Source organism: Vibrio sp. OPT46 (assembly GCF_015163535.1).
Classification (GTDB): Bacteria; Pseudomonadota; Gammaproteobacteria; order Enterobacterales; family Vibrionaceae; genus Vibrio; species Vibrio alginolyticus.
This window is the reverse complement of record NZ_JADDYG010000705.1, coordinates 1-359: the sequence shown is the minus strand read 5'-3', so window position 1 is coordinate 359 and position 359 is coordinate 1. Positions and strand designations below refer to the sequence as shown.

The following is a 359-nucleotide window of genomic DNA, read 5'->3' as shown; positions in this document are numbered from 1 at the left end:
GAGACCCACTTGTCTCCTACATAATAGACATTATCAAACATTTGAAATGGTTCTACATAACCGTTCTTATCATTCATTGCTGGAACATATTGACTTAAGGAAGCAAAAGACGAAGCACTGAAAAGTAAACCTACAATAATTTTTTTCACGAAATCGCACACAAATATATCCTTAATAATTTCTTATAGAACTTCGCGGATGAGAAAGCTCTAAACGATTTTCAGAGGCAAATACAACTGCAAATACTTTCTACTTAGCTTGAGTTTTAGCTGACCGAATCACTTGTAAACTCGAATCCCATTAACTGCCTATGTATTCATGATTCTTTTAGAGGTTAAATAAATGAACTCAATTGAAGC

1 pseudogene is annotated in these 359 nt (G+C 33.7%); it reads right to left on the bottom strand.

The features are described 5' to 3' along the window. Window positions 1-149, bottom strand: a pseudogene (locus tag IQR33_RS34375) (MBL fold metallo-hydrolase); the annotation flags it as partial. Window positions 150-359 lie beyond the last annotated feature (210 nt).